The sequence below is a fragment of the Enterococcus sp. DIV0187 genome (genome assembly GCF_051713785.1).
GTDB classification, from domain to species: domain Bacteria; phylum Bacillota; class Bacilli; order Lactobacillales; family Enterococcaceae; genus Enterococcus_A; species Enterococcus_A avium.
Genome location: NZ_JBIOQO010000001.1, coordinates 1157575 through 1181791 on the forward strand (window position 1 = coordinate 1157575; position 24217 = coordinate 1181791).

Annotated in this window: 20 protein-coding genes and 2 pseudogenes; 8 read left to right on the top strand and 14 right to left on the bottom strand. The window is 37.2% G+C overall.

Going from position 1 to position 24217, the window contains the following annotated elements; all coding sequences use genetic code 11:
• The first annotated feature begins 44 nt into the window (after positions 1-44).
• From IGI52_RS05705 to IGI52_RS05715, 3 genes and pseudogenes are all read left to right on the top strand, one after another.
• Positions 45-1033: pseudogene (locus IGI52_RS05705) on the top strand (IS3 family transposase).
• Positions 1034-2018: 985 nt separating this feature from the next.
• A complete protein-coding gene (locus IGI52_RS05710; RefSeq protein WP_438780705.1) occupies positions 2019-2696 on the top strand; it encodes a response regulator transcription factor in 678 nt (225 codons plus the stop codon).
• A gap of 4 nt (positions 2697-2700) precedes the next feature.
• Positions 2701-3594: a sensor histidine kinase gene (locus IGI52_RS05715; RefSeq protein ID WP_438780706.1), complete on the top strand. Its 894-nt coding sequence runs from the start codon at positions 2701-2703 to the stop codon at positions 3592-3594.
• Positions 3595-3633: 39 nt separating this feature from the next.
• Here the strand turns inward: IGI52_RS05715 and IGI52_RS05720 are convergent, their stop codons facing one another.
• From IGI52_RS05720 to IGI52_RS05735, 4 genes are all read right to left on the bottom strand, one after another.
• A complete protein-coding gene (locus tag IGI52_RS05720; RefSeq protein WP_438780707.1) occupies positions 3634-3759 on the bottom strand; it encodes a hypothetical protein in 126 nt (41 codons plus the stop codon).
• A gap of 247 nt (positions 3760-4006) precedes the next feature.
• Entirely contained in the window at positions 4007-5917 is a 1911-nt protein-coding gene (locus IGI52_RS05725; protein WP_438780708.1) for a serine hydrolase domain-containing protein, read from the bottom strand.
• 18 nt (positions 5918-5935) lie between these two features.
• On the bottom strand, positions 5936-6727 hold the full coding sequence (locus IGI52_RS05730; RefSeq protein WP_438780709.1) for an ABC transporter permease: 792 nt from the start codon (positions 6725-6727) through the stop codon (positions 5936-5938).
• Entirely contained in the window at positions 6715-7653 is a 939-nt protein-coding gene (locus tag IGI52_RS05735; RefSeq protein WP_438780710.1) for an ABC transporter ATP-binding protein, read from the bottom strand. Before IGI52_RS05735 ends, IGI52_RS05730 begins: the two co-directional genes overlap by 13 nt.
• A 479-nt stretch (positions 7654-8132) precedes the next feature.
• On the opposite strand from IGI52_RS05735, the gene IGI52_RS05740 reads away from it, so the two are divergent.
• Complete coding sequence (locus tag IGI52_RS05740; RefSeq protein WP_438780711.1) at positions 8133-8399, top strand: helix-turn-helix domain-containing protein; 267 nt, start codon at positions 8133-8135, stop codon at positions 8397-8399.
• 505 nt (positions 8400-8904) lie between these two features.
• Positions 8905-9123, top strand: a complete 219-nt coding sequence (locus tag IGI52_RS05745; RefSeq protein ID WP_438782232.1) for a Mu transposase domain-containing protein — start codon at positions 8905-8907, stop codon at positions 9121-9123.
• 20 nt (positions 9124-9143) lie between these two features.
• Here IGI52_RS05745 and IGI52_RS05750 read toward each other — a convergent pair.
• The 6 genes and pseudogenes from IGI52_RS05750 to IGI52_RS05775 form a co-directional block, all read right to left on the bottom strand.
• Positions 9144-9230 (bottom strand): annotated as a pseudogene (locus tag IGI52_RS05750) (reverse transcriptase domain-containing protein); the annotation flags it as partial.
• Positions 9231-9327: 97 nt separating this feature from the next.
• Entirely contained in the window at positions 9328-10338 is a 1011-nt protein-coding gene (locus IGI52_RS05755) for a site-specific integrase (RefSeq protein ID WP_438780299.1), read from the bottom strand.
• Positions 10325-11299, bottom strand: coding sequence for a tyrosine-type recombinase/integrase (locus IGI52_RS05760; RefSeq protein ID WP_438780298.1), 975 nt, complete (start codon positions 11297-11299; stop codon positions 10325-10327). Before IGI52_RS05760 ends, IGI52_RS05755 begins: the two co-directional genes overlap by 14 nt.
• Positions 11299-12525 carry a tyrosine-type recombinase/integrase gene (locus tag IGI52_RS05765; RefSeq protein WP_438780297.1) on the bottom strand — a complete coding sequence of 409 codons (1227 nt, stop codon included), beginning with the start codon at positions 12523-12525 and terminating at the stop codon, positions 11299-11301. Before IGI52_RS05765 ends, IGI52_RS05760 begins: the two co-directional genes overlap by 1 nt.
• 176 nt (positions 12526-12701) lie before the next feature.
• Complete coding sequence (locus tag IGI52_RS05770) at positions 12702-13292, bottom strand: reverse transcriptase domain-containing protein (RefSeq protein WP_438780712.1); 591 nt, start codon at positions 13290-13292, stop codon at positions 12702-12704.
• Between the two features lie 68 nt (positions 13293-13360).
• Complete coding sequence (locus IGI52_RS05775) at positions 13361-13483, bottom strand: hypothetical protein (protein ID WP_438780713.1); 123 nt, start codon at positions 13481-13483, stop codon at positions 13361-13363.
• A 685-nt stretch (positions 13484-14168) separates the two neighbouring features.
• Here IGI52_RS05775 and IGI52_RS05780 point away from each other — a divergent pair.
• From IGI52_RS05780 to IGI52_RS05790, 3 genes are read left to right on the top strand one after another with little or no spacing between them, the layout of a single operon-like run.
• Positions 14169-15395, top strand: a complete 1227-nt coding sequence (locus IGI52_RS05780; RefSeq protein ID WP_438780297.1) for a tyrosine-type recombinase/integrase — start codon at positions 14169-14171, stop codon at positions 15393-15395.
• Entirely contained in the window at positions 15395-16369 is a 975-nt protein-coding gene (locus tag IGI52_RS05785) for a tyrosine-type recombinase/integrase (protein ID WP_438780298.1), read from the top strand. Before IGI52_RS05780 ends, IGI52_RS05785 begins: the two co-directional genes overlap by 1 nt.
• Positions 16356-17366 carry a site-specific integrase gene (locus IGI52_RS05790; protein ID WP_438780299.1) on the top strand — a complete coding sequence of 337 codons (1011 nt, stop codon included), beginning with the start codon at positions 16356-16358 and terminating at the stop codon, positions 17364-17366. Before IGI52_RS05785 ends, IGI52_RS05790 begins: the two co-directional genes overlap by 14 nt.
• A gap of 108 nt (positions 17367-17474) precedes the next feature.
• On the opposite strand, the gene IGI52_RS05795 is transcribed toward IGI52_RS05790, so the two are convergent.
• The 4 genes from IGI52_RS05795 to IGI52_RS05810 form a co-directional block, all read right to left on the bottom strand.
• Positions 17475-18158 carry a reverse transcriptase domain-containing protein gene (locus IGI52_RS05795; protein WP_438780714.1) on the bottom strand — a complete coding sequence of 228 codons (684 nt, stop codon included), beginning with the start codon at positions 18156-18158 and terminating at the stop codon, positions 17475-17477.
• 676 nt (positions 18159-18834) lie between these two features.
• Positions 18835-21495, bottom strand: coding sequence for a phage tail tip lysozyme (locus tag IGI52_RS05800; RefSeq protein WP_438780715.1), 2661 nt, complete (start codon positions 21493-21495; stop codon positions 18835-18837).
• A 10-nt stretch (positions 21496-21505) separates the two neighbouring features.
• A complete protein-coding gene (locus IGI52_RS05805; protein ID WP_438780716.1) occupies positions 21506-23899 on the bottom strand; it encodes a VirB4-like conjugal transfer ATPase, CD1110 family in 2394 nt (797 codons plus the stop codon).
• Positions 23844-24215, bottom strand: a complete 372-nt coding sequence (locus IGI52_RS05810; RefSeq protein WP_438780717.1) for a hypothetical protein — start codon at positions 24213-24215, stop codon at positions 23844-23846. Before IGI52_RS05810 ends, IGI52_RS05805 begins: the two co-directional genes overlap by 56 nt.
• Positions 24216-24217 lie beyond the last annotated feature (2 nt).

Genomic DNA, 24217 nt, shown 5'->3' on the forward strand with positions numbered 1-24217 from the left:
TGGGAGAGGCTTATAATAACCTCGAACGAAAGGAAGTTCGCCAAATGAAAAAGTACAGTCAAGAAAGAAAGTACATAATCCTTCAACTCGTCGCAACTGGGAAAACAGTCGCCGAAATTTCCCGTGAATATGGCATTGCAGAACAAACGATTTATAAAAGGAAGAAAAGCAACACTCCCGTTGCCGGCAGTTCGCTGACTCCCGCTCAGATCAAACAAATGGAAAAAGAAATGACTCGTCTGCGTCAAGAGAATGAAATCTAAAAAAAGCAATGGCTAAATTCACTAAGTAAACTTACATAGTAAAATCCTTTTCATCGAAAACCAAAGCAACGAGTATCCATCACGGCTGCTTCTTCGAGTAATGGAAGTAGCCCCAAGCACATATTACAAGGAGCTCAACCATACACCAAGTCAGCGTGAACTTGAAAATGAACGCATCGACAAAGCAATTTTATCGATTTACGCAGACAGCAAGAAACGTTATGGCGCATGGAAAATCCATCACCGTAAAAAAATATCGACCAACCAAGACTTCTAAAGCACGCATTGAAGAACGGACAAATCTATTAAACCAAGATTTCTCCACAACCAGTATCAATCAAAAATGGGCCGCTGATATCACGTATATCTCAACTGCAAAAGACGGTTGGACCTACCTGGCTTCTGTGATCGATCTGTATTCGAAAAAAATCATCGGTTACTCCTACGCCAAGCCGATGACCACTGAAATCGTGATGAGCGCGCTAGATTCAGCGATCAAAAATCAACAACCGGCAGACGGACTGATTATCCAAACAGAACTTGGTTCACAGTATACCAGCTCCGATTTTGAGAAAGCTTTGCGTACGAACAAGATGACGCATTCTTATAGTCGCAAAGGCACGCCTTACGACAATTCCTGTATCGAATCTTTTCATGCCACATTGAAGAAAGAAGAAGTCTATCAAACGACCTATCATTCGTTTGAAGAAGCCAGACTAGAGCTATTTCAATATATCGAAGGATGGTACAACCGCAAGCGGATACATTGAGCAATCGGCTATCTGACACCACAGCAGGCAGAAGACCAAGCACGGTAATAAGCGCAATAGCTATTCCCATTTTTTGAACGAATCCACGAGAATTTCTTTTCATGGTTTCAGAGAATGGTCCAACGGTTTTGGTTTGACGATTGTCTGAAATCATGAAACAACTCGAGCGTGGATTGGTTTAAAAAAAAACTCAAAAAAATGTGTCCATTTTATTGACACAGATCCACTCACTGTAACTTAAGCACAGTATGAGGAGTATTAAGTTATGTTTAAATTTTAAAAATGGAGAAGCAAGCTGCATGGAATCTAAAAATTTCTAAGAGCCGCAAGGAATAGAACGATATTGATGAATGTAACTCAATCAGATTGTGATACTTTCGGATTTTTTTCATATGGTCGATCATCGTCACCTGAAAAGCCAACATTTTAATTTGGTCCATAAAATTGTTTCTTAAGAACATGGTCGGAGATTGCTCTCAGATTCGTATTGCGCACATCTGCCCGAAATCTCTTCGACATGCTTTTCATATCGCTTAGATTGCCGAATCTCTTTCATGCTTTTGCCCATCCGTAGGCTACTTCGTATAACTCTACATTCTTTCTCGGGCTTCTCAACATTTTTCATGTGACAATTCCATTGTGCTGCTGAAATCTCATTAGCAACCAGCGCACTAAAAGCTTAAAAGAGCGCACTCGAATGTGTATATAAATACTATATACTACAAGAATACTGTCGTTGTAATCTGATAATACTTGTAGGACATTAGTGATTTGAATTATGCTATACTTTTATTATCACTTATAGATAAGTTTGATCTTCAATATATTAAAAATAGTTTCCGTTTCACCCTTGCCTTATCTGATAGTCATCGATAGTTTTTAAACTAATTAAGGTTGTTCAAGATAGATTTATACAGTTTAGAAAGTGACGACAAATTCCTTTACATATTTAATTAATATCATATATTGTTTGGAGAAGTGAATAATGACAAAAAAAATCCTACTAATAGAAGACGACGACAAAATTTGTGACTTGCTCCGGGTCTTACTTAAAAAAAAATATGCTTTGACAACCAAACAATCAGGTACTGAAGGTATTCTAGAAGCTACTAAGCGTACTTACGATCTGATTTTGCTTGATCTGATGTTACCCGGTGTTTCTGGAGAAAGTGTCCTTCAAACCATCAGGAAGATATCTAATGTTCCTATTGTAATTCTTACAGCAATTGACACTAAAGAAAAAATTGTGGAATTACTACGAAATGGTGCGAATGACTATGTAACCAAGCCTTTTCATATAGAAGAATTGGAAGCAAGAATTGAAGTTCATCTACACCAAACTCACAAACAGGAAACTCAAACATTTAATTTCAAAAACTTGAGCCTAGATCCTGAATTGCTTGAAGTCAAAGTCAAAGGAACACGTTTAACCATCTCTAATAAGGAGTTTCAACTATTGAAATTGCTATTGCTCCACCCAAAAAAAATATATTCCAAAGCTAATTTATACGAAACTATTTGGCATGATGACTATATCGGCGGAGAAAATACTGTGAATGTCCATATTAGTTCACTCAGGAAAAAGTTAAATAGATTGGACCCAAAAGAAGAATACATTGAAACTATTTGGGGTACCGGCATTCGTTTATCAAAGGAGACATAATTAGATGAACTGGACATTATTATTTGGATTATTATTTTTATTGACACTAAGTTATCTAATTTTCTTTCTCAACGATCTATGTTTCGTCATTAAACAATTAGGCTATATCACTGACCATGAAACAAATGCTGAGTTAACTTCTACTTCTAAAAACAAACTATTAAGAAATCTACTTGATAAAAACAATCTTTTAATAAAAAAAAATAAAGCTTTTTATCAAAAGAAGCAGAAAAAGGAACAGCAAGTCAAAAAAATTTTAACTAATTTGACACACGACTTAAAAACACCGCTAACTGTTTCAACAGGATATGTCCAACTCCTGTCGAGAGAAACAACTCAAGAAGGCCATAAGGAAATTATAAAAAAAATTGATCGAAGTTTGGCAGATATTTCCCAGTACTTAAATTATTTAATGGAATATAATCTGATTCAGGAAAAAGAAATAACATTGTCTTTTGAAGTTTTGAATATATCCAAAATTTTGCAAGAGAATCTTTTTAACTATTATCAAGAATTTGAAAATCAGAACATTCATCTAGAGTTAGATATCCAAGAACAACAAATACTACTTTTGGACGAAGCAATTTTGCAACGAATATTCCAAAATGTTCTTGGAAACATTTTAAAACATGGACATCACTATGCACATATCATTTTAAAAGAAAATGGAGATAGTATCAAAATCACATTCTCAAACGGTCTTTTAGAGCCAGTTGAGGATGTTCAAGTTTTTTTTGATCGATTTTTTACAGAAGATTCGTCTAGATCTAACAAAAGTACTGGTTTGGGGCTTGGTATCATTAAAGAGCTAGCTGAATTAATACATTGTGAAGTAATTTTACGGACAGAACAAAATGAATTTTGCTTAACTTTAATTTTAAAAAATAGCCTTGGGTGATAATCAAGAGTTTCTGGGAAATATCCCAAATTTTTGTAATTATTTTCCACTCATATTTCTTGAATATCTAAAATTAACACAATTTAATGATCTGATTTCTATTTTTTGAACTTTTTTTGATTGTTTAATAATTATCACTTTAATTTTTACCTCTAATTCTGCCAAAAAGCACCTCCTCACTAAATTCATTTTAGCTTGAATTCAACAAGGGGTGCTCTTTCATTTTTTCATTTCATTCTCTTTTTCAAATTATTGTTTGTACAATTGACCTCCACTCCTTAAAATATTTTTACTGGTGGCATCACTCTCAATACATTTCTGACCATTTAAAACTTAATTTCGTATAAATAGACTGATCAGTTTGTTCTTCTACACCTATTCTCCCATTTGTTCATAATTTGGTAGCCATTGATTACCAAAAGAACAGATTAACATTATTGAATACAAATATAGTAAACAAACCTATCAGAAGCAAGAAAGACGTAAGCTTCTTTTCTGTATTCTTATGCCAATTGGCAACTAAATATCCTGTAATAGTGACCGTACTGAGTGGCAAAAGCCAGTTTATACAAAACAACCACTTCATTGAAGATATAATTATTGTTGGATTAGCTGCAAATTTTAACAGCATAATGATCGAACTGACCCAAACCAACAACCCAATGCTAGAAAAGACTGTCAAGATCGTATAACTTCTTGACCAGCTATTGTCTGCTTTTTTGCGCTTTCCTCTAAAGAATTTAACGAGTAAGTAAATCAACACCATTAAATATGAAACAAATGATAGGACAAAAGCTACAAGGTTAAATCGTTGCGTGTTCAAAACACCTACAGGTAAAAAGTCAGTAATAGTACCAAATCCGATTCTAAGAACTTCCCCGGTATCATTTAATTCAAAAAATAAATGGCTGAGGTCTAATCCACCTTGTTCAATCGTCGTTTTTTGTTCATTCCCAACCTTTTGATAAATACCTGAGGCTTTCTCAACATAATGAATGTGCTCTGTTTCACCCGGAATCCTTACATTAACTCCGCCTTGTTTATTCTCTGTGACAATAATATCACTATCTATAACTATAGAAGACAACTTAGCCATTGTTGAGTACGTCGTTCTGGCAGTTCGATACCTGCCGGTTAGTTTTTTATCTGCAACATATTGTTTTGGTACTATATCTTTTTTAGAAGAACTTTTACCATACAATAATGTCTCCAGTTCCTTGCGAATTCCCGTTGCCTCACCCGCAACATTTGTTAATAGGACATACCCCAGGTGCTCTTCTGGAACTAAACCTAGATGAGAGGAAAAGCTCGATGTATTTCCGCTATGTTCAATGATACGTTTGCCAGCTACCTCTTTTTCCCAGAATCCATGAGCATTTCCAAATGTATCTGGTACCATACTATAAGAATGTTTTTTCAGTTGTTCTAAAGTCTCCTCTCGTTCAAAAATATTGTAGGGAGAGGTTTTCTGATCATTTAGTAGCGCTATCATAAAATGAGTCATATCAGTTGCAGTTGATAAGAGTGCCCCCGCAGGAATATCGTTACCTATAAAGCGATTTCCTAATTTGAACGACGCCCTCGTAGGCTCATACCCTAAGCTTAGGTTGTTTTTTATTATGGACTGATCATCATAAATCATTGAAAAAGTTGAATGATTCATTTTGAGTAGGTCACGAAAACTTTGGTTCATATAATCCGTATAGTCCTGTCCTGTCACCTGTTCAATGATATAACCTCCTATATTTGCTCCATAGTTTGAATATGAAGTGACAGTACCTGGTTCATATACTTGTTTTGGTTGGTTTTCTCTTGTAACAATTTCTTTTAAAGGCTTCAATTCCTGAACATTTTCTAGATCCATCCCCTCAATTTTTTCCTCAAAACCTGCAGTATGCTGCATCAGATCCATAATAGTAATTTTCTTATCAAAAGATAAGTTCAATGTTTCTTTAGGTAAATATTCTTGAATATCTGCATTCAAATTGACTTTGCCTTCTTCTGCTAGTTTCATTAGCATACTCCAAGTGAACAGCTTTGTAATAGATCCTGTTTCAAAGACTGTATCGTTTGCATTAACAGGCGTCTTTTTCACAATATTAGACACACCGTAACCTTTACTCAAAATTACTTTTCCTTCTTTAACAATACCTATTGACGCCCCTGGAATCTCTTTCCCAATATATTTTGACATGATTTGATCTACTTGCTTTTCAATACTATTATCCATTCTTTTTTCATTCTTACTTTCTTGTCCGTAAGATATAGAACTTGATTGGAAAAACAGTAGAATCACACCAAAAAATATAATTATTTTTTTCATTCTATTCTCTCCTCCTTTTTATAATTCCTTTTTTTTAATCATCCATGCACTTGCAATAATCGTGCAAATCATCAGAATTACATTCATTGCTATTGATGGAATCAATGTCTTACCAGAAATTTTTTCAAACGCCATTCGTTGAACCATCCCTAGTAAGTCAAAAAGTTTGAAACTACTCCATCTTGATCCAAGTCTACTTATTTGATTGACTATCTGGATCCCCAGAGGATACACTACGATAAAAATAGCTGCTAATACACTACTGGAGGAACTGATCAGTAGAACATTAGCCAAGCTCAAAATAGCGACAATTGTAATTGTTAAACTTAATATCGAAAAAAAAATTTCACCTATAAGTGTACCCATATTTACGTTTTCCGTTCCATATCTGATAAAGGCAAATACTAAGGCAGAACCTAAATAGAGAGCAGTCAGAAACAGCACACTTAATAAATGTACAAAGTATTTTGAGAGAACAAACGTGACACGACTAACACCTGAAGCTAAAGTATTTCTATATGTTTTTTGTGAAAATTCATATCCACTTATAATGGTAAAGAGACCAATACTTAAATAAGTTAATAAGCTGCTCAGTAAAAGTGTACTCTTAAATGCAATCATTAAATTCCAGTCCATCTGGTTAAAACTATCAAGTATATCTTGAAGCTCTTTGGTATTCACAATCGCTACTGCTGAAAAAGACTCAGATATAATAATACCCCCTGCTAATCCAATTGTTACCAGTAAAATATAATGAAATACTTTTGAGTGAAACAAACGATAAAAATCTGCTTTAATTAAACGTAACAATGCCCATTCTCCTTCGTAGTATTCACTAAATCCGTATAGTAATTTTCTAAACTGTTCTCTTTTTTACCGATGTAATTAACCAAAACATCATTTATTACAAGCAACCGGTTGATTTCGCCAACCGTTTTCCTTGTAGTAAAGATATGAATTTCATCTTGTCCAACGATTTCTATTCCCTCATCAATATGTTCTTTCAATAGCATTGCTGTCTTATTTATATCATTTACCTTAACAACAATCATTTCAGTATTCGATGAAGCTAATACTGATTTTGTTACTTCTTGAAGTATTTTCCCATTATGAATAAAGCCAAATCGTGTAGAAACATTGTAAAGTTCCGTTAAAATATGACTTGATATCAGAATCGTTGTATTTTTTTCATGATTAATTCGTTTGATAATCTCCCTAAATTCGATAGTTGCAATTGGATCTAAAGTATTGAAGGGCTCGTCTAAAATCAAGAAATCAGGGGTGGTGACTAAAGCCATTGCAATTCCTAAACGTTGTTTCATTCCCAATGAAAAATTCTTTACCTTTTTCTTTCTTATATCTTTTAAATTGATAAAATCTAACGTTTCTTCAATAACCGAAAAATCATGGATTCCTCTTTGAATACAGATGATTCTCATATTCTCGTATGCTGATAAATTGTTAAATGCAACTGGTGTTTCAATTACTGAGCCAATCCTTTGCAAGATTCTACTATATTCTTTTGTGTGTTTATTTTCTCCAAAAAGTGTAACCTCACCCGCGGTTTGCTCAGACAGATCTGTAATAAGTTTCATAATAGTTGTTTTTCCCGACCCATTTCTGCCAATCAGACCGTAGATATCACCCTTTTTAACTTCCAGACATATATTTTCAAGTGTTTTCTCCTTACCAAATGTTTTCCTTACATTTTTTAATGCTAATACAACTTCACTCATTAACCCTCACCTTTTCTTTCAATATTCTGACTATATCAAATGACTCTTAATTACTATCTTAAATATTTCTTAACACTTTATTAAATCTGTATTGACTGAAAACCTAAAAAGATTCCTTCTTTTCAGTTCTTTCTGGTTTTTCAAATAATCTCTTCACTTTTCCTTCTTTGAACTTTTCATATGCATAAGTCACACCTTCTTGAAAGATACTCTTGCTTTAGTAGGATTCTCTTGAGGTATATCAAAAAAATTGGTTGGACGTTTGTGCATACGGCGGAGTTTGAGAGCCACTTCGTCGGAATAAATTGAGCCAGTCAAATCGGATCAAGGAGAGCCACTTAACTCGCCCTAACTTGAACCACTATTAACGATTTCTTTTCTTAGTGAAGGAATCGTTTTTTTACGTTTTTGATTGCCAATCTCCTGTATAACTAAGAATGTACGAAGTCATTTGTACAATCCATTAGGAGGTGGCAACCATGCCCAATTATTTAGAAATTGTTCGACTCCATGAATTAGCTATGAGCCAACGTTCCATCAGCCAAATGCTCGGCACCAGTCGTAATACGGTCAGTAAGGTCATCAAAATAATCACCGTCAATCAACTGAGTTATTATGAACTTGCCAAATGGGGACCGCAAAAGGTAGATGCGCTATTTAAACAACCGAAATCAACGAAGCAGCGCCAACCGTATTTTACACTACCTAATTATGAACAATTGACGAAAGAGCTGGCGAAAAAGTAGAAGCCGATTGGGCAGCAACGAAATTGACTTGGGTGGATCCGGATACGGGTGAAGTTCTTTCAGGATATCTCTTTGTCGCTGTTTTGCCGTTTAGCGGCTATGCTTTTGCCTTCAGCTGTTCAGATATGAAACCAGACAACTGGATACAGGCTCATATCTCTCTATTTGAATTCTTAGGAGGCGTTCCTCTACTTGTTGTTTCAGACAATCTTCGAACCGGCGTCAAAAAACATACACGATCTACACTTGTTTTAAATCGAAACTATGAAGATTTGGCTAACCACTATCACACCGTTATTCTTCCAGCACGCGTCAAAAAGCCAAAGGATAAAGTTTCCGTTGAAAATACTGCGAAACGACTGACCACCCATGTGGTCGCTCGTATGCGAAACTACACCTTCTTTAGCCTAGAGGAATACAACCAACGATCAATGAAAGAAGTCCATCGATTCAATACCAAACCCTTTCAAAAAAGACTAGCTCTTGTCAGATTCTATTCGAAGACATCGAAAAACCGGCGCTCCAACCACTACCGACCTATCCCTATGAATACTGTCTCTATCAAACCGTCAAAGTCTATAATAATAGTCATACTAGTTATGAAAAGCATTATTACTCTGTCCCTTATGCATTTATTGGAAGAAAAGTGGCGTTAAAAATCTATTCGGATCATTTAGAAGTATTTGGTGATGAACGCTGTCCTGCTCGTTTGCTTCTAACATAGATATTGCAGTCATCGGCCTATCGAACAAATTTATGCCCTAGATTTCCTAGGAGTTGATTAAATTCGTTCAGGTAGATATTACTTAACAGGGGAGAGAGATTGCCCCCTAATGCACAGTAAAGAATAATGTAAAGTGAAAGCGTAGAAGCCGCATGGATAGGAGCCTTACGGCTGAAACACTACGCATAATAAATTGATTAATGATCAAAGACTATTTAAGAAATCAAGCAATTGATTGTCTTGATTCCATTCCGGTAATTCATCGGAAGTAATTTTAGGATAGGCTTTTTCAAGTATTTGTCTCTTGGACTCCATGTCTAAGAGAGCGTAGACATCAGTTGTAGAAATATCTACGTGACCTAAAATATCGCGAATATATACGAGGTTCACTCCAGCTTGATATAGATGCATTGCTTTCGAATGTCTCAATATATGAGGGGTCACCCTTTTGGGTAAGCTAGAGCGATTTTCTCTAATGACTGCCTCGTATTTTTGGAGAATATACGTTATACCTCCGCGAGTTAACTTCTTTCGTTGTTGGTTAAAGAACAATGGGAATGCCTGATGGCCATTTTTCAAAAGATTGTTTTCTGCCATGTACTGTCGCAAGAGAATGACTGTATTCCCCAAAATAGGGACGTTTCTTGTTTTTTGACCTTTTCCGGTCAAAGTAATCATTTCTGGGTGATCCAGTCTTACATCACAAATCTTTAAATCACAAAGTTCTTGAACCCTTGCGCCAGTATCATAAAGAACACTTAATAAGGTTCTATCTCTTCTCCCTGTTGCTTTTAATGGATCCGGGGCATGTAATAGTTCTTTTGTTTGTTCAGCGGTTAAATGAACAATCGTTGATCGCTGGCATTTTTTACTGGGTACTTGCAGAATCTGTTGGCATAGATCCATGTAAGCCGGTTCTTGTATGAGCACGTATTTAAAAAATGCATGAATAGCCATTAGTCGTTGATTTCTTGTCGTGATAGAACAGTAACGGTCTGTCTCTAACCAGTTCAAAAAGTCTGTTAACAGCTCTTTTTTGAACATATTGAAACACAATTTTTCTGGTTTTATCCCCTGAACTTCTTGACAAAATTTCAAAAACAATCGAAAAGCATCCCGATAAGAAGAAATAGTGTTACTACTCAAATTTCTAACAATCGGCAAGTAGTTTGTAAAGAAGTCCGTCAGGTGTTTGGCAAAATCAGTAGTCTTCATGAGATTCACCAACTTCAGGGATTACATTTACAAAAGTGTCATTCAGTTTTTTAGTGATATTTGGAAACACATCTGCTGTCAAATGAAGATAATAAGCAGTATCACTCAGTGATACATGTCCTAAATAGGTTTGTAAAACTGGAAGATATACCTTTAAATCTTTGCTTTCCAAGGCCCATTTTCGAAGACAATGAACGGCGAAAGTATGTCGCAAATCATGAACTCTCGGACCTTTTCCACGTCCGCCATGTGGTATCCGTGCTTGCCAAAGAAATTTTCGTAGATTTTTTTCTACATTTCCCCTGGTCATCGGTTTACCGTGGTAACCCGGGAAAAACCAATCTTCGGGTTGAGAAAATAGGTGAACGGTCTGATAAAAGCTATTTAGTCGTTTTAACATTTCTGGAGAAAGCGGTAATTGTCGAAATTTTCCCAGTTTAGCATTTACTATCTTAATCACACCAATTGTTAAATCTATATCTTGAACTTTCAGTAATCGTGCTTCTGACAATCGCATACCGCAGCTGTAAAGTAATCTGAAAAATTCTGGCATTACCAAATGTCGATAGGGAACTTGAGAACAATAGTGACATTGATCTGCTTGAAAAAATATTTTCTTTAATTCCTGATTTGTATAGATATGAGGAATGTAACGTGTAGGTCTTGGCATCATTCCTCTTGGAAAGATAAATGCATCAAGACCAAGTCGAGTCATATATTTAGCTAGTTCTTTGATTGGTGTAATACGATTTTGCAAAGTAGCTGCCTTTTCTGTGGGTCGTTTCTTTGACCAATCCATCACTAAATCAACTGTTAAATTTTTTTCATCATGATAATAGTCAACACAAAATTTATCAAAACGACGTAGAATCTGTACTTCAGATTCGTATTTGTAGCCTAATGCTCTTTTTTGTTCAATTAATCCTATGATATAAGACGCAAACCTTGAGGAAAACAACACTATTCCACCTCCGGACTAAGCGCACATTCGCTAAGTAGCCGAAGGCTGCTTTTTAGGTAAATAGGTGTAGATTCAGTACTTTGATGTCCGAGAATATCTGAAATTTCTTGGATAGGCGTATGATTTTCAAGCAATGTTGTAGCTAAGGTATGACGCAAAGAATGCATACCAATTTTTTTCTCTTTTGTAACTGGAATCTTCGCAACTCTCATATGTTTGACAATCATCTGATGGAGATGATCATTATCCGAAAAAGCTCCAATAGGTGCAAGATGGCGAAGAAAGATGTAAGGCGAATCACTGATAGGACGGCCATTTTTAATATAATCAATGATTGCCCAACCCACGTCCTTCAAAAGCGGTAATCGAACAGTATTATTCGTTTTTGATTGTGCAAATTCTAAATAATTCTCATCCCAGTTCAAACTAGAAAAAGTTAAGTGTTTAATATCTATACATCGAAGCCCCAAACGCGCGACTAAAAGAATAATCGCGTAATCTCTTTTACCCGAAGGGTTTTCTCTGTCGATTGCGTTTACTAATTTATAGAGATCATCCTTATCCCAAACTGACGGAATAATCGTTTGGTTTGGAACATGAATTGTAGGGATTAGAACGGTACAATCGGTTTTTAAGACATTTTCTTTATACAAAAAGCGTAGAAAGGATCGAGTGCCACACAAAACAAACTCAACCATTTTAGGACGATAACCTAATAGTGTTTTGACAAAATCATTTAGGTTAGAAGCTGTTATTTGTTCAAGAATAATCCCATTGCCCTCTATGAAGTACAAGAAATTTTCCGCGGTTCTACTATAACTTTCTTGTGTAGATTTAGCATATTCAGCGAGATAACATTCTCTTTCAAACCGTTCCAATAGTTTTAAGTGTTTCGCCTGATTAACTTTATTTAGAGTTTGATTATAACGCCGAAGAACAATCCCGTGTTGTTGGAAGTCACCTAGCATACGGACGATTCGGAATAAATACACATTACTTTGAGTGAGTGTGCCAGCTTGTTCTTTAGCGAAGAAATCACATTTCTCATCAACATAGCGCATAGCGACGGATTCTGAAAAATAAAATTCATTTTGTGAATCAAAATAGTCAGTGAGTCTTTTCCAGTTACTTCGATAATAATTTAGAGTGGCTTCTTTATAACCAACCCTTTGAAGCTCTTGATCCAGCAGTTTGATAAGTTCTTTTAGCTTTACTTTTTCTTTCATGTTCTTGCCTCCAAAATATATTTTTAGGGATAGTCCCAAAAATAATCTTGGCAGGATCTTGTTCATTGAGCAATTTATTATGCGCAGTGTTTCAACCGTAAGGCTCCTATCCATGCGGCTTCTACGCTTTCACTTTACATTATTCTTTACTGTGCATTAGGTGGTTTATGTGTAGCTTAGCATAAGCCTCCTTGAGGTGTTCCGGCTTCTCTCGAAACAGTTGAACCATCTTCCATTTGAAAAGGTGTTTTTAACCATCTTTCCACGTATAAGATAATCCACTTCTCTTGAGTGTGCCTTTTTACCATTTCAATTAGGTAATCATGTCTGATATTGTCAAAAAGTCCTTTAATATCAAATTCCAGTACCCAATCTCTTTTCCAGCATCTAACTCTTGTTTTCTCTATTGCCTGAATCGCCGACTTATTCGGTCGATAGCCATAAGAATCTTCGTAAAATAATCGTTCTACTGCAGGTTCGAAATACATCTTCGCTACCATCTGTGCAATCCTATCTTCAACTGTTGGAATTCCAAGTACTCTCAGTCCCCCGTTCTTTTTAGGAATGGACACTGCTTTTACTGGTTTCGGGAAATAACTACCCGATGATAGCCGATTCCACAGTTTATATAGATTATCTTTTAGCTTACATTCGTAAGCCTCAATTGATTCTTCATCTACTCCAAATGTTCCTTTATTGGCTTTTACTTTTAGAAATGCTTGGTAAACTACTTGTTTTGAAATATTGTATGACTTTGTTTCTTGCATAAGTTCCTCCTCCTTAAAGTTGACTTATCCTTGAAACTGGATAACTCGGGTTCTTCGCTCCCCTCTCATTACAAGAGTTTCTTCACTACTACAACCCAATCTGCCCTCATGACTGCATCGGTACTCTTTTCTTGCGGGGCTTCCGCTTGAAATACTCCCTTAACATCAGCCCGTGGGTTCCCACGTTCCATATAGACGCCTATGTTATGTTCATGCCACCTTTATGCCGCCCGCCGCTTGATCAGTAAACAGGTTTCCTCCAAGCTCATCCTAGATCAACGACTATACCTAGTTTTGACGGAATTTCTACGCTTTCGACACTTCTGTAGGTGGTTCGTATGGTCACTCATCTCCATAACACGTACCTGACAACTCTCGGTTGCCTTTTCCTTAACGCTCAATACCATAGCTTTTGACTACAGCACCTTAAGGTGGTTTGAAACCTCCACCTGTATGGCGATTTCGGCAGGCCATCTGCCATCATCTATACAGCATAGCTGCATTGAATAGCTTAACTATTCACGCACACTTTCGTGGCGCACAATCATCGGCATATCTAACTAAATAACCTTCTTTTAAAGTGGTTCCTTTCAGTGCCCGATGTAGTTTTCCACGAGAATATTGGTGTTTTGAGGGGAAATTTTCCCATTGAGAAGCTATCCATTGGTCTAAGTCATTCAATACGATATTAGCTAGTAATGGGGACAATACACCACCTAATGCACAGTAAAGAATAATGTAAAGTGAAAGCGTAGAAGCCGCATGGATAGGAGCCTTACGGTTGAAACACTGCGCATAATAAATTGCTCAATGAACAAGATCCTGCCAAGATTATTTTTGGGACTATCCCTAAAAATATATTTTGGAGGCAAGAACATGAAAGAAAAAGTAAAGCTAAAAGAACTTATCAAACTGCTGGATCAAGAGCTTCAAAGGGTTGGTTATAAAGAAGCCACTCTAAATTATTATCGAAGTAACTGGAAAAGACTCACTGACTATTTTGATTCACAAAATGAATTTTATTTTTCAGAATCCGTCGCTATGCGCTATGTTGATGAGAAATGTGATTTCTTCGCTAAAGAACAAGCTGGCACACTCACTCAAAGTAATGTGTATTTATTCCGAATCGTCCGTATGCTAGGTGACTTCCAACAACACGGGATTGTTCTTCGGCGTTATAATCAAACTCTAAATAAAGTTAATCAGGCGAAACACTTAAAACTATTGGAACGGTTTGAAAGAGAATGTTATCTCGCTGAATATGCTAAATCTACACAAGAAAGTTATAGTAGAACCGCGGAAAATTTCTTGTACTTCATAGAGGGCAATGGGATTATTCTTGAACAAATAACAGCTTCTAACCTAAATGATTTTGTCAAAACACTATTAGGTTATCGTCCTAAAATGGTTGAGTTTGTTTTGTGTGGCACTCGATCCTTTCTACGCTTTTTGTATAAAGAAAATGTCTTAAAAACCGATTGTACCGTTCTAATCCCTACAATTCATGTTCCAAACCAAACGATTATTCCGTCAGTTTGGGATAAGGATGATCTCTATAAATTAGTAAACGCAATCGACAGAGAAAACCCTTCGGGTAAAAGAGATTACGCGATTATTCTTTTAGTCGCGCGTTTGGGGCTTCGATGTATAGATATTAAACACTTAACTTTTTCTAGTTTGAACTGGGATGAGAATTATTTAGAATTTGCACAATCAAAAACGAATAATACTGTTCGATTACCGCTTTTGAAGGACGTGGGTTGGGCAATCATTGATTATATTAAAAATGGCCGTCCTATCAGTGATTCGCCTTACATCTTTCTTCGCCATCTTGCACCTATTGGAGCTTTTTCGGATAATGATCATCTCCATCAGATGATTGTCAAACATATGAGAGTTGCGAAGATTCCAGTTACAAAAGAGAAAAAAATTGGTATGCATTCTTTGCGTCATACCTTAGCTACAACATTGCTTGAAAATCATACGCCTATCCAAGAAATTTCAGATATTCTCGGACATCAAAGTACTGAATCTACACCTATTTACCTAAAAAGCAGCCTTCGGCTACTTAGCGAATGTGCGCTTAGTCCGGAGGTGGAATAGTGTTGTTTTCCTCAAGGTTTGCGTCTTATATCATAGGATTAATTGAACAAAAAAGAGCATTAGGCTACAAATACGAATCTGAAGTACAGATTCTACGTCGTTTTGATAAATTTTGTGTTGACTATTATCATGATGAAAAAAATTTAACAGTTGATTTAGTGATGGATTGGTCAAAGAAACGACCCACAGAAAAGGCAGCTACTTTGCAAAATCGTATTACACCAATCAAAGAACTAGCTAAATATATGACTCGACTTGGTCTTGATGCATTTATCTTTCCAAGAGGAATGATGCCAAGACCTACACGTTACATTCCTCATATCTATACAAATCAGGAATTAAAGAAAATATTTTTTCAAGCAGATCAATGTCACTATTGTTCTCAAGTTCCCTATCGACATTTGGTAATGCCAGAATTTTTCAGATTACTTTACAGCTGCGGTATGCGATTGTCAGAAGCACGATTACTGAAAGTTCAAGATATAGATTTAACAATTGGTGTGATTAAGATAGTAAATGCTAAACTGGGAAAATTTCGACAATTACCGCTTTCTCCAGAAATGTTAAAACGACTAAATAGCTTTTATCAGACCGTTCACCTATTTTCTCAACCCGAAGATTGGTTTTTCCCGGGTTACCACGGTAAACCGATGACCAGGGGAAATGTAGAAAAAAATCTACGAAAATTTCTTTGGCAAGCACGGATACCACATGGCGGACGTGGAAAAGGTCCGAGAGTTCATGATTTGCGACATACTTTCGCCGTTCATTGTCTTCGAAAATGGGCCTTGGAAAGCAAAGATTTAAAGGTATATCTTCCAGTTTTACAAACCTATTTAGGACATGTATCACTGAGTGATACTGCTTATTATCTTCATTTGACAGCAGATGTGTTTCCAAATATCACTAAAAAACTGAATGACACTTTTGTAAATGTAATCCCTGAAGTTGGTGAATCTCATGAAGACTACTGATTTTGCCAAACACCTGACGGACTTCTTTACAAACTACTTGCCGATTGTTAGAAATTTGAGTAGTAACACTATTTCTTCTTATCGGGATGCTTTTCGATTGTTTTTGAAATTTTGTCAAGAAGTTCAGGGGATAAAACCAGAAAAATTGTGTTTCAATATGTTCAAAAAAGAGCTGTTAACAGACTTTTTGAACTGGTTAGAGACAGACCGTTACTGTTCTATCACGACAAGAAATCAACGACTAATGGCTATTCATGCATTTTTTAAATACGTGCTCATACAAGAACCGGCTTACATGGATCTATGCCAACAGATTCTGCAAGTACCCAGTAAAAAATGCCAGCGATCAACGATTGTTCATTTAACCGCTGAACAAACAAAAGAACTATTACATGCCCCGGATCCATTAAAAGCAACAGGGAGAAGAGATAGAACCTTATTAAGTGTTCTTTATGATACTGGCGCAAGGGTTCAAGAACTTTGTGATTTAAAGATTTGTGATGTAAGACTGGATCACCCAGAAATGATTACTTTGACCGGAAAAGGTCAAAAAACAAGAAACGTCCCTATTTTGGGGAATACAGTCATTCTCTTGCGACAGTACATGGCAGAAAACAATCTTTTGAAAAATGGCCATCAGGCATTCCCATTGTTCTTTAACCAACAACGAAAGAAGTTAACTCGCGGAGGTATAACGTATATTCTCCAAAAATACGAGGCAGTCATTAGAGAAAATCGCTCTAGCTTACCCAAAAGGGTGACCCCTCATATATTGAGACATTCGAAAGCAATGCATCTATATCAAGCTGGAGTGAACCTCGTATATATTCGCGATATTTTAGGTCACGTAGATATTTCTACAACTGATGTCTACGCTCTCTTAGACATGGAGTCCAAGAGACAAATACTTGAAAAAGCCTATCCTAAAATTACTTCCGATGAATTACCGGAATGGAATCAAGACAATCAATTGCTTGATTTCTTAAATAGTCTTTGATCATTAATCAATTTATTATGCGTAGTGTTTCAGCCGTAAGGCTCCTATCCATGCGGCTTCTACGCTTTCACTTTACATTATTCTTTACTGTGCATTAGGAGGCTTATGCTAAGCTACACATAATCCACCTTGCAGTGTTCCTTTTACTGGAGTACCTTCCCCGACTATTTCAGCTCTTAGTATTTTGCTAATAATCGCTATTAACTTAGTATCACGGATTCCCATATTCCAAATCTGATGTCTCAATAAATTATGATTTACATTATCGAAAAATCCTTTTATATCAACATCTACAACATAATGAAGTTGAACGTTATTTATGACTGAGTGCATTCTTCCCATGGCTTGTTCGACACTCCTCAAAGGTCTGAAACCATAGCTGTGCTTAAAGAATTTTGCTTCAACAATCGGCTCGATTACTTGTTTAATCGTTTGTTGTATAATTCTGTCATATAAATTAGGAATACCTAATGGACGTTTTTTCCCGTTCTTTTTTGGAATGTAAACTCTTCTAACTGGTCCAGGTCGATAATTGGACAAGTTAGCTCGTATAATCTCTACAAAATCATTCTCATTCAATCTTTCAATATCGGATATCGTGATACCATCTACACCAGGTGTTTTTGAACCTGAGTTTCGTTTAATATTTCGATAGGCAAGTAGAATGTTTTGCTTTAAAACAATGAATTGATATAGCTCTCTAAATGTTTCTCCATTTAAACTTGATTCATATAGCTGATCAAACAAATCTGTCAGACCATAATACTCTGTACTTCTTTCTAATGTGCTCAAGTAGGCATACCTCCTTGCTTTGGTATCTCCTTGTCATACTCGAAACTTGAGCTTTATCTTGTTAACCTTTTTCTAATAATAGTTTCTAGACTTGGGACTATCCCTCCACGTTGATTAGACGCTTCATTGGTACTGTGTCCCTACTTTCACAGAAATAAATGATGTTACCATCAACCTTTCCAGTAAATAGCTGTTTGAATAAAAGTTTTCTGCTTACCACGTTCCTATTCTTCTAGCTTTAATCATCAATACTTAGGTGGCTAGCTATAAACCTATAAATTTATAATCTCTTCGCTGATTATTCCGTTATTCCTAACCTAGATTCGTACTAAACGGTAATTTATCACACTTAGTCGTGTGCCAGAGCCTTTCGGTCTCTGTCCTGCTTTAGATTTGTACATTCGCTGCTTCGTCAGACTTCGAATAAGTCATTCTCACCATATATTGCTTATAGCCTCCCGGCCTATAAATTGCGTATTCTGCCTCCAGAACATGTTCCTCAGCTTAACCTGTTAGGGCAACTCTCAGCCGACTTTACCTGACTTCACACAAGTTCAAACTATTATTATTCCTTGCATGCAGGAGCTTTAGAGGAAAGGTTTCAGCCAGCATGATGGCGTCATTCCCCTTCTCGAAGAATAAGTTCTCCCTTCCTACTGGAAGGTGTCTGGTTTCGTTATACACTTATCCAGAAACGTGTCGTACCCAGGTGAAGGTGAGCACCAAAACTATTTCCGGTATTTCCTACTAGCCCGACAATATCTCCCTGCTTCAACTTGTCTCCGACTTTTACATTCAACGAAACACAATGAGCATAGAGACTTGTTTGGCCATTATCATGCTTCACGCGCACGTGATTTCCCCAGGAATAATGGAATTCAGCTGTGATCACTGTTCCACCATCAATGGCTTTTATTGGCGTTCCTTGTGGGTGGGCAAAATCTATGCCACGATGGTAATCTCCCATCGATCGCCAACCGAACCATGAACTAATATTGGGTGGACTAAGAGGCAGGATATACTTCCCTGTACTTCCGCCAGGATCTTTATCTGGATTTGCTTTGAAATACGCGTACCATTTTTCAGCAGCTTCTATACGTGCAGCTAACTTGTCTCCTGGATTTCCTTCCCAACGCCCCAAGAAGTAACGCGTCAATTCAGCAACTCCATTTCCGGCAGATCCATCCATAGCACTTTTGAATATAGTCCGATAAGCCGGTACGTCACCATTCATCATAAAATCAAGCTGTAAGCCCAGCGAATACCATTTCTTTTTCTTTTCCTTCGCAAAATTGACCAGCAGCGTGTGTCTTGTTCCGCCATCCGCTGTATCGGTCCACTGGCCAAGTCCTAGCCCCCGGTGAATAATGTTCGGATACCGGCCATATATTTGCATACCGCCAATATTCAGCCATGCAGGATCATCCCAGCTATTCTTACTAGCTCCAACCGGTGGGTTTAGATAATCCCCTTCAGCACGTTTCGGATTGATTCCTGATTCGACTGAAAAGTTTCCTAACATAGCGGCAATCCCCTCAAGCTTGTAGCCCATTTCGGTTAACTTGGAGTAAAGGAATCGAGCGTTTTCTAACTCGCCGCCTTCAGGATCAAACGGTTCAGTGATTGTTGTCTTTTGGCGATACGTCACCTTTTCAAAATAAAATGCTGGATTCACTCGTAGCATTTTTTTCTTATCTTCACTATATTTTTCATAAGAGATCGTGAGAGTTGATCCAGTTGCTTTACCGATCAACTCTCCCTCTTTGATGATCATTCCGGTTTCATGTCGCTTTGCGTTTATTCCTGTAAGAATCACCCGAGAGCCATTTGATTCATTTTCCTTGATCACTACTTTACTTTGATCTTCATGCCATTCAACAGTACCGCCCATTGGCGCTTGAATGTCCTGGTCCTGACTCGATTCAACCTCAATGCTCGAAAATTTTTCTGCTTTTCCACTACTATTCACTTCAAATCCAAAGCGTCTAGTAATCGGCAAATTTTCAGTTTTATAAGGAAATTCCAACTGGCCATCAAGAGTAGAATAGCCGTACTCTTCCGCGTTTTCCTTCATTTCCTCGAAATCATCTTTGTCCATGTGGTACTTAGATTTTTTATCCTTCGCAAGATCGTACATCGATGTAAATTTGTACTCGTCTTTGGACGTATCATTCATGGCTTCCCATATGCCATTCATGTAGTCTCCATAACGCTTATTCCCCAAAATCGTCATGTATTCAGCTGTTGTATAGTCCTCAAAGTTATAGTTCATATAGAACATTACTTCATCAAAAGGAGTGTAAAAAGAATACGTATCATCTGATCGGTCCGCGTCAACTTTGGTCATATGAAGCCAGGATTCCGTCAATTGAAAATCATCTTGTTGAATAGGTAATGGCGTGGTTAAGGGAATAAACATGAATATCGTTGCTATGACAAGCGCTAACCCACCGAGAATGGCTAAATTTCTAACCTTCAGTGGGTTATTAAGCACTCGTAAGACTGAACTCATAAAGTTAGACGTACTCTTTGCTGCTTTGCCAAGTTTGCTGGCCTTCAGTCTGTTTTGGAAGTTCCGGAACTTTTTAGCCGTTTGCTGCATTTTAGAGTATTGTTCTGGTGTACGTTGAAACCCTCTCCCACGAATATAATTGTAGGATTTATTGGATAGCCCATACGTTCCCTTAGCCAATTTCATATTCATTCGGTGAGCATTATTTAGCAGGTATTTAGATGTTTGATAAGTGTTGGTCCGTCGTCTGCTATCTTGTCGGATCTTCATAGCTTCAGCTAATGTACCTTCACTACCAAATGTTTCTTCCCCTTTACGCTTAACTGCTGATCCTACTTGTCTTGTTGCTTGTTTTGTAAAACGAGTGGTATCAGCCTTCTTTGTCTTCTTGTAAACCTCTCTCTTTACTTTCAGATTTTCTTTTGCTGCGTTGCGTTCCCCTTCAGCTTTATCAGTTTCTGATTTCAATTTTGCCTTCGCAAATGTTTGAGCACGTATTTCTTGCGCACTCTTTGCAGTGGTCCGTTTCTGTTCTGTTGATTCAAGGGATCTCTTCAGTTGTTCATGCTTCTCAACCTTAGAACGAAAGTTCCGTTGTGCTTCTCGGTATTCGCTCCTGGTATGTTTTACTTGTTTTCTTGAAGAAAGATAAGAATTCTCTTTCATTGTTTGCTTCACTGTATATTTGCGCTGTTTTCTGCTGCTCAAAAGCGCACCCGGTGAAAACTGTCCATTTTTCGATTGTTGATTCCCTTGACCTGATTGATAATGATTCGATTTCGATGTGGTTTGAATCGTTACTTTTTTTGGTGTCGTTTTTTTCATAGGCACACCTCTACGCAGCGTCCGTATTCATCAACTCGAATAGCTTTGTATGTTCAGGAATATGATTCTCAAATGGAACGATATTCCCACCAGCATAAATCAGCCCGGTACCTTTAGGCACTTTCTCTCCAGCATATTTTTGTAATGAAACTGGAATTTTGATCACACGTTTTAAATGCTCCATATCAACCAGTTTTTGTCTCAATAGCACGATAAATTCACTATTTGAGATCATCTTCTGACCAGCTGATTTTTCTAGCAAAGTACCAACGTTTTGGGTAATACCTGTTGTAACTGCACCATATTTACGAATACGTGACCACAACTTAAAGAACCATGACGCATTTTGTTCCGTATCAAAATTCAGCTGCAATTCATCAAAATACAAATGAATGGTTAGCTTATTTTGGTAAGAAACAACTTGTTTCCATACTTGGTCTAAAATCACCTTCATGGCAAAAGCCTTCAGACGATCATTCAAGTGTTTGATGTTAAAGATAATGAATGGAGCAGTAAGATCGATGTTCGTTTCGTGAGCGAAAATATCTTGCGATCCAATCGTGTAAGGCTCCACTTTAATGACTAATTGCTGGGCAAATGGTTCCGGCTGCTCTTTTAAGATCTCATACCAGTCCACAAGTGTTGGCTGTCGATCGATGTTCTCAAAACGCTGATAGGTCAAACGAGTGACTCGGTCAACCATACTTGCCTCTTCATCTGAGAAATTCTTCAGGATCGACTCAAACAAGCTGACAAGCAGATTCGCTTTTTCCTTCACCAGATCCACCTTGCGGTCCTCCGCATCCAACATGGAAGAATCGGCCATATCTAAGATATTCAGATGGTGATTGGTTCCTGAAGAAATATCGAGGATCTCAGCATCAAACACCTTGCCTATTGGCGAATACTCGTCTTCAGGGTCGACAATGATACAATGCTCCTTCTTTGCACCATCAGCGACAATCCGTTTAATAGTTGTCAATAGATCGTAGATCAGACCCCACTTAGCAGTCATACCTTTTCCTGATCCAGACGTTCCGAAGATCAATCCACTTGGCGTATTCAGATCTCTTTTTCGATCGATCGTAATGATATTATTACTTAATTGGTTTTGACCATAGTATTTACCAGTTGGTGACTGAAGCTCGACATTCGTAAATGGAATTTGCGTTGCCACATTGCTCGTTGTCATATCACGCATATAATTCTTTTGAACATCTAAATAGGGTTTTCCAATAGGTAAAATCGTATTTAATGCCTCTTCTTGCATCTGGAAGATATCGTCAAACTCAACTCCCAATGCTTGTGCTTGTTCCTTTACGTCTTTTACAGCTAGATTCAATTTTTCTTTGGTTTCTTCAATCAACATAACCGCAAAAACACCGGAGAACATCCGTTGGCCGTTTTGCTTCATTTCTTCAGCCAATTCTTTTGTAGTCATATCTACTTCACTCGCTAAACCAGAAACCATATCTTCTGAAAGTCCTTCTTTGAAGTTCTTTTTCTGTTGGTGAACGATATCGGTTTTGTTTTGCATGTGCTTCGTATTAAGATCCTTTTTCACCTGGACAATATCATAAGGTTTCGCATGAATGGAGATCGCTAATTCATGGCCAGTTTCACAAATTTCATTTACCAAACGGTCTTCCAAGTTTTCTGGATAGTCGCGAATATACATGACTTTTCCGTACTTATCATCGATTTTGAAGGACTCATCGTAGAATTTGATTCTGCCTGGTGCAACAAACGCTTTACTAGTCAACCCGGACAAAGCGATATCCCGGTAAGTCGTGGAGAAGTGTTTACCCGGTCGTAGGATACTTGACATGACTTTCATGCGATCTACACCGCTGCATGAGTGAAAATCAAGGTCACTATCTGCATCATTGAACCGTTTTTCAAAGTTTTTACCTAACGTGTTTAATTGACGATCCGCTTGTTTAGGCGTTTTTGCATTGGTACTAAAAATTGCGAACCGTTGTCGCTCAAAACTCTTTTGATCATTCATAAATCGACTAGTGATAATATCGTTGATTTCTGCCCGATAAATATCAAAAGGATCACCTTGCGGCGGCAATAGAATATTTTCTAACAAGCTGGATTTAACTCGTTTATTAAGCACCAACATTTGATACCTTGATTGCTTATCTAAAGAATTCAGAGCTTCGGCATAATTAACCACAACGCCTAATTTATCGTCCTCACTGGCCACTTCATAATCCAAATTACCAAGTTCAAACATTTTCGAGTATTCATTATCGACAATGTGCATCAATCCTGATTCAAAGTTGCTGGTATACTTCAGTGTATTTTGTGTGGTTGCTGCATTCTGAATCAAACGTTTCTTTTTACTTTTTTGTGATTTTGTCAGTTTCCGAGACATTTTTCTTTTGAACAAACTCATCTGCTGTGTACCTCCGTATCTGCCCTGTTTCATAGTGTCTTTCTTGTTTCTTTAAGAAGAATTCAATCTTGTTTGAATACTCTTCCCACTTCCCAAGCCCCTTTAACAAAGGCGGAACAATAAAAATAGATCCTGTCACTATGGACAAGATCCAAAAGGCAATTCCTTCCATATCCAAAAATACAATATAGGAAAGAATTGCCACTGTTCCTGGGATTAGTCTAAATACCATTCGCCGTTGTCGCTTGGTAAGTCCCATTCGATCAATTGGCTCAAATTTCGATAGATCTTTATAAAACTTAGATTGTATTGCCACTA